The 9,323-nt window shown below is 50.3% G+C and carries 4 protein-coding genes; all 4 read left to right on the top strand.

Features of this window, described 5'->3' with window-relative positions; genetic code table 11:
- The coding region (locus tag B5D63_RS34425; protein WP_143313380.1) for a condensation domain-containing protein at window positions 1-1,807 on the top strand (1,807 nt) is incomplete at its 5' end.
- Window positions 1,808-1,826: 19 nt separating this feature from the next.
- Complete coding sequence (gene asnB, locus B5D63_RS34420; protein WP_078673431.1) at window positions 1,827-3,686, top strand: asparagine synthase (glutamine-hydrolyzing); 1,860 nt, start codon at window positions 1,827-1,829, stop codon at window positions 3,684-3,686.
- A gap of 15 nt (window positions 3,687-3,701) precedes the next feature.
- Window positions 3,702-6,815, top strand: coding sequence for a non-ribosomal peptide synthetase (locus B5D63_RS34415; RefSeq protein ID WP_078673430.1), 3,114 nt, complete (start codon window positions 3,702-3,704; stop codon window positions 6,813-6,815).
- Between the two features lie 10 nt (window positions 6,816-6,825).
- Window positions 6,826-9,323: condensation domain-containing protein (locus B5D63_RS34410; protein WP_143313378.1), on the top strand; the 2,498-nt coding region annotated here is incomplete at its 3' end.

Below are 9,323 nucleotides of genomic sequence, written 5' to 3'. Positions count from 1 at the left end.
CGGCGAGATCGTGTACCATGTTTGCCGTCAGCCCGGTGTGAGAGAAGCCGCGGTGTTGCAGCGTAACGGTCAGCTGGCATGCTACTACGTATCCGACGAAGCACAGGACAGCGCAGCGCTGCAAGGCGCGTTGCAGCAGGTGTTGCCTGCCTATATGGTGCCTGTGTATTACCTCCATCTCCATCACCTGCCCCTGACGGGCAACGGTAAGCTGGATGAAAGCCGGCTGCCTGCTCCCGAAGCGGGAGTCGGGGGCTATGCGGCGCCGACCGGCGATACTGCTATCCGGTTGGCGGCCATCTGGGCCGATGTACTGAAACTGGACGTGTCGGACATCAGCGCCACCGCCAGCTTTTTTGGGATGGGCGGGCACTCTGTCAAGGCCATGCGATTGAAGAATCTTGTTCACAAACACTTCGGCTGTAACATAGAGCTGCGCGATATCTTTACACATGCCGTATTGAATGACATGGCTGCTTTTATCGGGAGCAGTCAGCCTGCTGCAGGGATAGAACTCCTCAAAGCCGGCGCGCAGCAGGAATGTGCGGCATCCCCTGCCCAGGAACGACTGTACTATCAGCAAATGCTGAATAAGGATAACCTTGGATTTAACATAGCCGCGGTCTTCCGGTTGGCGGACACCGTTGTGCCGGAAAAGATACACGCGGCATTTATCCAATTGCAACAGCGGCACACCAGCCTGCGGACCCGCTTTGAACTCGGCGAAGGAGGACTGGTACAAAAAGTGGATACGGAGGTCGCGCCTGCGCTGCAAGACGCAGGCCCTGAAAATGCACCCTTTGAAGCGGTGTGGCAGCAGTTCATCCGGCCCTTTGATCTTTCCGTTGCGCCACTCATGCGCTATGCCTTGTGGAAGGATTTTTTGTTGATTGATATCCACCATGTGATCTGTGATGGTATTTCTCTGAACATACTCATCAGAGACCTGCGGGACCTCTACCAGGGGAAAGTATTGACGCCCGTTGAATATAATTACCTCGACTACGCCGCCAGCCTGGCTACTAGGACGGCAGACAACGACAAAAACAAACGCTATTGGCTGCGGCAGCTGTCGGGAGAGCTTCCCCGGCTGGATTTGCCGGTGATGCAACAACGTAATTTCCCGGGCATACACCCGGCTGCCGTCAAAACGCTGGAAATACAGGAGGAACAGTTCTTTCAACTGCAACAATGTGCCGCCACGGCAGCCACTTCTCCCTATGTGTTGTTGTTGTCCGCTTTCTATATACTGTTGTACAAGGTCTGTGGCAACAAAACCCTTATCGCCGGTATCGATGCAGCCGGCAGAAGCCATGAGGCGCTACAGGAAGTAGTCGGCACTTTTGTGAATATCCTGCCGTTGAAAGTAGATATCCATGAAGACCAGCCTGTTCATACATTGCTGGCAGGTGTCAAAAACTGCTTACTGGACGCACTGGACCATCAGGACTATCAGTTCGATCAGATAGTAGCATTGGCGGAAGAAGAAGAGCGGGATGGCCGTAATCCGGTTTTTGATGTTCATTTTGCTTTTGCCAATACGCTGGACAGCGATGCGGAACTGAAAGAGCTGGGATTTATTCCTGTACAGGGCCGCCAGCATGAGACTACCCAATACGAATTAAAAATAGAAGTATCAGAAAAAGAAGCAGGTTACGCAGTCGCATTCATCTACAGCACGGTGTTGTATGAAGAGAGCATGATGGACGTGTTTGTGGCGTACTATCAGCGCATCGTCAATGCCATCGCGCAAGACAGCGAAGCATTGATTGATGATATCCGGCTTGAAACGACTGTAAATGTATAACTACTAAAGCAATTTTAATATGTGTGGTATTTGTGGCTACATAAGGTATGGGGCGCATACAACAGGGTATGATGAACAGGTGGTCCGGGACATGAACAGGCAACTGTTGCACCGGGGGCCCGACAGTCAGTGCGTGCACCAGTTTGATAATGTGGCGCTGGGCTTCAGCCGGTTGAGCATCATCGGTTTAGACAACGGCATGCAGCCTGTTTTGAATGAAGACGAAAGCGTGGTGTTGTTGTGCAATGGGGAGATCTTCAACTATATTGAGCTGCGGGAAATGCTTCGCGCAAAAGGGCACCGGTTTCGCACGGCTTCAGACGTGGAAGTGATCGTTCACCTCTATGAGGAGCATGGGATGGCCTTTCTGAATGAATTGAACGGTCAGTTTGCTTTTGCGCTCTACGACAAAAAGAAAAAAACATTGTACTGTGCCCGTGACCACATGGGAATTCTGCCATTCTTCTACACGATCCGGCAGGATACTTTCATATTCGGTTCCGAAATAAAAGCGATCCTGAAGCACCCGCTTGTGGAACCCCGGGTAGACCTGACGGGACTTGACCAGGTATTCACGTTTCCCGGTCTTATTAGTCCCAGAACGATGTTCAAAGATATTTTCAGCCTGGAAAACGGTCATTTTTTAAGTGTGGACCACGACGGGCTTGTTACCAAAAGCCAATACTGGGACCTTGTTTTCCCGGACAAGGACGAAGTTGTAGAGGAGATGCCCGCCGAATATTATATCAACCGCCTGGAGACGCTTTTTGAAAATGCCGTGCGCCTGCGGCTACGCGCAGACGTGCCATATGGGCTTTATCTCAGTGGAGGGCTGGACTCCTCGATGATTGCCATGAAAGTACATGCGCTGGACCCTTCGATGGCCAAACATGTGTTTTCAATTGACTTCGTTGATTCACGTCTTTCTGAAACCCTCTACCAGCAATTGGTGGCAAAAGAAATCGGCGCTAAGATCAACAGGAAGACCTTCTTCTTTGACGATATCAGTGAACGTTTACAACAGGCTGTTTACCATTCGGAGTGTCCGGTAAAAGAATCCTATAATACGGCGTCTTTGTCCCTGTCGGCGGCGGTGAGAAACAACAATATCAAAGTGATCCTCTCCGGAGAAGGCGCCGACGAACTGTTTGCCGGGTACGTAGGCTACCGCTTTGATAAGATCAGGGCCATGACAGGGCAACAACAGGTTGTTTCTGCAACTGAAGCCGCCTGGCGCGAAAGAGTATGGGGCGATCCTGCATTCTTTTACGAAAATAACTTTGAAACGTTGTGTGAACAGAAGAAAAACCTGTACTCGGCGGATGTCGCTGCGGTATTCGATGACATCAACTGCCTGAATCACTTCGTTATCGATAAAAGCCGTATTGCCAACAGGGATGTCTTAAACCAAAGGGCTTATATCGATTATAAGCTGCGACTGGTGGACCACCTGGTATCGGACCACGGCGACCGGATGGCCATGGCTAATTCCGTCGAAGTCCGTTACCCCTTCCTGGATAAAGATTTTGTGACATTTGCTGCTACGGTGCCCCCCTCACTGAAGCTGAATGAGTTGGAAGAAAAGTATGTCCTCAAAAAAATGGGAAGCCGCTTTACTCCTGAAAAAATTGTGGAAAGAGAAAAGTTTGGATTTACCGCACCCGGCAGCCCTTATCTGATGAAGAGAAATATTGAATACATCCATGATACCCTTTCTTCAGCAAGAATAAACCAGCAGGGCATCTTCAATCCGGTAATGATAGAAGAACTGAAATCGCTCTATACGACAGAAGGATTTACCATTAATACCCCTTTTGAAAATGATGTGCTCATGACGGTACTCACCTTCGGTATCCTGCTGGAGCAATACTTCAATTAATCAAATATAGCACCTATGGTTTTTCAGGAAGAACTGAACAGATGTTTAAAGCAATTTGCCGGCGAAACAGCTATTCACTGCAATAATATATCCATCTCTTATGCGCAGCTGCTTGCGGATGCCAACCGTATCACCGCCTTTCTCCTGGAAAGAAATCCCGGTAAAGGCACGATGGTGGGGGTATACCTCGAAGACAGGGCCTCGCTTATCACCACTGCCATCGGCGTATTGAACGCCGGATGCGTATTTGTTCCTGTGGACTGCAACCTGCCGCAACAGCGGCTCGACAGTATGGTGGAGAAGATGGGGCTGCAATATTTTATTACTTCCGGCCTGAACACAAAAATAAAGCCGGACCATACCTTCCTGTTCGGGGACATATTAGCGGAAAAGAAAGGACCGGTTGATGTCTGCTATCCTGTCTTTGATGAGTCGGACAACATCTATGTTTATTTTACGTCCGGTTCTACCGGTACGCCGAAAGGTATTCTGGGAAGGAATGAAAGCCTGCTGCAATTCATACAATGGGAAATCGCGGAATTCGATATCCGGCCGGGATACAGGGTTAGCCAGTTCATCAGCCCTTATTTCGATGCTTTTCTCCGGGATATTTTTGTACCCCTGCTGGCCGGCGGTACCATCTGTATTCCCCCGGCAGAACAGACATTCCATGAAGCGGCCCATATAACGACATGGATAAACGAAAACAATATCAACCTGGTCCATTGTGTCCCCAGCCTTTTCCGCCTGATCAATCACGATGCGTTACAGGCAGCTGATTATGGAAGCCTGCAACACGTATTGCTCTCCGGTGAGAAAATCAACCCGGCCGAGCTGAAACCATGGTACGACACCTTTGGTGCGCGCATAGGGCTGGTGAATTTGTATGGCCCTTCCGAAACCACCATGATCAGAACTTTTTACAGGATACAGCCTGCCGATGCCGCACAACCCAGGATGCCCATTGGCCGTCCCATACCGGGCACAAAGATATTGATTGCCAAAAAAGACCTTACACCCTGTGAAAAGCTGGTGCCCGGCGAATTGTACATTATCTCTGCCTATAGTTCAAACGGTTACCTGAATGAACCGGAGCTGAACAAAGAGCGCTTTATTACCATTCATGCCGGAACAAAAGAAGAAGCAAAAGCCTTTAAAACCGGGGACATCGCCCGTATGCTGGTCAACGGTAACATAGATCTCATCGGCAGGGAAGACAGGCAGGTGAAATTACGGGGGGCCAGAATAGAACTGGATGAAATTGAACACGTCCTGCAAAGAGTGGATAGCCTGCGCCAGGCCGTTGTGATGAAGCACCAGGACGAACAAAACAATGAATTGCTGATCGCTTTCCTGGTACGCAGGCAGGACATCGCAGATGATATAGATATCAGGCAACTGAGCCGCAGCTACCTCGAAGAACATTTGCCGTCATACATGCTCCCCGCTGATTTTCGGGAAGTGAAGGCAATTCCGTTGTTGTCTAACGGGAAGATCAACTACAGGGAACTATTGGCCCAGGCGCCGCAGCATACTGTCGTTGCGCCGGAAAATGAAACAGAGCGCAGGCTGCTGGAGGTATGGAAACAAACGCTGGGCGAAAAGGAGATATCAACGGAGGACAGCTTTTATAAAGTAGGGGGCAACTCGCTGAACACCATGAAGCTCATCGGCAGAATTCATAAGGAATTCAATGTCAGGATTTCTCTCAGCGAGCTGTTTAATCATCTCACAATTAAAAAACAGGCCGGGATCATCAGCAAACTGCATAGCGATAACCTGATGACCATTGGCAAAGCCCCGGAAATGCCCGATTATCCCCTTTCCGTTGCACAGGAAAGAATCTACTATAACTATCAGCTCAATAAAACGGGAATGGCTTTTAACCTGCCCGTAGCCTGGACGTTGAACAGCGCGTTCGACGCAACGAAAATGGCGGCTGCGCTCACAGCACTGGTGCAACGCCATGAAAGTCTCCGTACCGATTTTGGTTTTGTGGATGATCAGCTGGTGCAGCGAATCGCGGATCATGTTGACGTTGAGATAGCTGTTATTCATACCGGGGAGGCATCACTGAGAGCGGAAGTACAAGCTTTTATCCGGCCTTTTGACCTGAGTAAGCCTGGTTTGCTGCGCTGCGGCATTATCCGTACGGACAAAGGGACTGCTGTGCTGGTGGTAGATGCGCACCATATTGTTTGCGACGGAATTACGCAGGTGATCCTGTTTAATGATCTGATCCGGATCTATAATGGCGAAACGCCGGAACCCTTACCTGTGCAATATAAAGACTATGCCTTGTGGGAAAGCCAGTTCAGGAAAACGGAATTGTACATGTCCCAGCGGGAGTTCTGGCTGAACCAGTTCGAAGGCGCCATTCCATCGACCAATTTTCCTGTGACAGGTGTGCAAAATGACCTGGCAGACGATGCGGGCGGTAACATCTTTTTCAGTATCGAAAAAGCGTCGGCATTACTATTTGCCCGTATGCTGAAAGAAGAGGAGATCACAGTTTCGTCCGGCCTGTTTACGGTGTTCTTTGTCTTCCTGGCGCTGCTGACAGGACAGGAAGACGTTATTGCGGGGATTAGCACCTCCGGCCGTTTGCAGCATGAACTGGAAGGTGTGGCGGGCATGTTTGTAAAGACATTGCCGGTCAGGTATCAGCTGGACACAGATCTCACTTTCCGGTCTTTTACAAAAGCCATGCATGCCCATCTTGTAGAGGTGATCAGCCGCCAGCAATTCGACCTGTCCGATATTTTCAGTGAGCTGAATGCTTCCAGGGGCGCTAATGTGAGCGAATTGTTCAAAGCCGTGTTTGTTTACCAGGATTTTGATGTCAACACCACTGACGCGGACCATTTGCTGACGCCCTTCGAATTAAGCAATGCCGCCGCCAAATATCCTGTCACACTGTTTGCTTCCGGACGTGAAGATGCCTATACGTTCCGTTTTGAATACCAGTCATCTTATTTCCTGGCAAAAGACGCAGCGCTGCTGGTAGACAGGCTGACGGCGTTGTTTAACACTATTGCAGAAAATCCCGATATCAGCCTGTCTTCTCTGGCCGGCTATAATACCGTGCCCGATAACGTGATGAAGGATCATATCATTCTCAACCTCTAGTTAGCCTTATATGATGAAACAGCAATCGACCCTGGACTTGTCCGCACTTGACATAAACAGTAATATCGCCGCGAAGAATTACTGGAGAAACCGATTGTCGGATTTTCAGTTTGTAAATTATTTTAAAAGGCGGGAGTTGCCGGTAGCAGCGCTGACTGCTGGCATGGATAGTTGCGCCATTACCGCTGACCAGGCTGTAAAGCAGGCTTTCAATGAACTGGCCGGATCTGCGGCGGCGAAACATATCGTGCTGATGGCCGCTATCGGGGCGCTGATGAGTAAGTACACCAGTTCGGCCGATATCATGGTGTTTACCCCCACCTATAAAAATGAAGATAACAGGGTCGGAGGAGATGACATCATTCCTTTTCGTATGCACGCGGCAGAAACCCTGACATTTGCGGAGCTGGTGGCCGCCGTGAAAGATAACCTGGTGAGAGACCTCGGATATAGCAACTACCCTGTGGAACGCATATTGGGAAAAGCGAAGACGGCATTGCCCTGGTCATCCTGCATCGGGATGATGGTGGACGAAATACAGTCTGATGCTGCTTTCGGGGAGCTACCGGTGGGGCTGCTTTTTCGTTTTGATACCAGCGAAGGGGGATTAAGCCTGAATATCAGCTATAACGGTACTTTATATCTTCCTGCTTTTGTAAATACCATTGCCAGCCGGTTCTTTAACCTGCTTGGTAAACTACTGGCAAACAGAAGGGTCCCCCTGAAAAGCGTGGCGCTGCTGACACCTGATGAGAAGGAAAAGCTGTTCGGGGAGATCGTCCATTGCGCTCAGCATAGCCCCCTGGCAGCCTCTTATCACCAGGAACGCATGTGGTTCATCGATTATTTTGAAGCAGGTGACCTGTATGAAGGCGGCCCGGTTTACCATAATATCCCATTGATACTTGATCTGGAAGGAACGCCGGATGTCCCGCTGTTAGCGCAGAGCGTACAAACGTTACTTGACCGTTATGCGATATTAAGAACGGTTATAGAGAATGCAGACGACCGTATCACGCAGCGGGAGATCACGGTTTCCGGGTTTCAGTTCCGCTATGCGGCCATTGACAGTGACCAGGACGTTGAAGCAGTTACCAGCGAAGAAATCAATACGCCAATGAAGCTGGACAGTTTGCTGGTGAGAGGCTTGCTGATCAATAAAGGAGAGAAACGGTTCCGGATGGTCCTGGTATTCCATCATGCCATAGCAGATCGCTATTCCGTTAAACTGCTGGCCCGTCAACTTCTTGATAACTACTACGCCGGTGGCAATGCGGTGCCGGCAGTACCGGTAGTACCTTATCATCATTTTTCAACATGGCAGCGGGAACGTTTTGAGGACCTGGAATTTCATTTATTCCCTTTCTGGGACCAGCTGTTGTCCGGTGGCAGGTTAAAGGCGCTTGAACTGCCAACAGACAGGCCAAGAGCAAAAATACATATCTATAAGGCCGCGGTGGCTGATATCGCATGGCCCCAGCGGATTACTGAAAAACTGCTGGAATACCAGGCAGCGACCGGCCAGAACGTCGGGTTGATATTAATGGCCGCCTTTAAGGTATTGTTGTACAGGTATGCACGGCATGAAGAAATTGTCATTGGCGCCAGCGCTGATAACAGGAATGTTGAAACGCTCAAAGGAATGATCGGTCCGGTCGCCAACCTGGTGGTGATCAGGAGTTTTGTACGGGAAGACCAGTCTTTTAAAAACTACCTGGATACTTTGTCGGCCATTTATGACAGCTGTATGGCACACAGCGAGATGCCTTTTGACAAGCTGGTGGCCGATCTGGCGCCGGAAAAAGATATGGCCAGGACCGCGCTGTTCGACGTGCTTTTCCAATATGAAGAAACAACCAATGATCTGCCATCAACGGCAGCGCTGCTGGTAACCGAACAGGAAACAAATCTGGGATACGGAAAATATGACCTGAACTTGTTATTGCAGCTTCGGGACAACAGGTTAGCAGGAAAGCTGGTATTTAATGAAGAGTACCTGGATAGCGCGACGGTAGCGGATTTCCTGCATAACTTTTACGAATTGGCCTATAACCTCATCTCCTCGCCGGATGAGCGCCTCTCTTCTATCCCGCTGTTGTCCGCGGAAGCAGCATCGTCGTTGCTGCTGTCGCTGGACCACAGCCAGGTAGGATATCCTTCGGAGGCAACGGTACACCGGCTGTTTGAGCGGCAGGCCGCGCTGCATCCCGGCCGTACTGCCCTGGCGTTCAATGGCGACACCATGAGTTATGCGGCGCTGCACGCTGCCAGCGACCGGGTTGCGGCGTATCTGCGCAACGAGGGCGTTAAGCCGGGCGTGATCGTAGGGTTGCTGCTGGAGCGGGGCATGGAGGTGGTGGTCGGGATGCTGGGGATCTTGAAGGCCGGCGGCGCTTATCTGCCGTTGGACGTGGAATACCCTGCTTCCCGTAAATCGTATATGATCAGCGACAGTGGTATGCCGTTTTTGCTGACGGCGCGCAACGTGACCGATGCCGGCGATTACGG

The organism is Chitinophaga eiseniae (assembly GCF_900167135.1).
In the GTDB taxonomy this organism is placed as follows: domain Bacteria; phylum Bacteroidota; class Bacteroidia; order Chitinophagales; family Chitinophagaceae; genus Chitinophaga; species Chitinophaga eiseniae.
This window is presented reverse-complemented; position numbering and strand designations above follow the sequence as displayed.

Bases quoted from the DNA above. Each gene is read 5' to 3' on its own strand.
- asnB (WP_078673431.1), top strand. From the start codon at position 1,827: ATGTGTGGTATTTGTGGCTACATAAGGTATGGGGCGCATACAACAGGG.
- B5D63_RS34415 (WP_078673430.1), top strand. From the start codon at position 3,702: ATGGTTTTTCAGGAAGAACTGAACAGATGTTTAAAGCAATTTGCCGGC.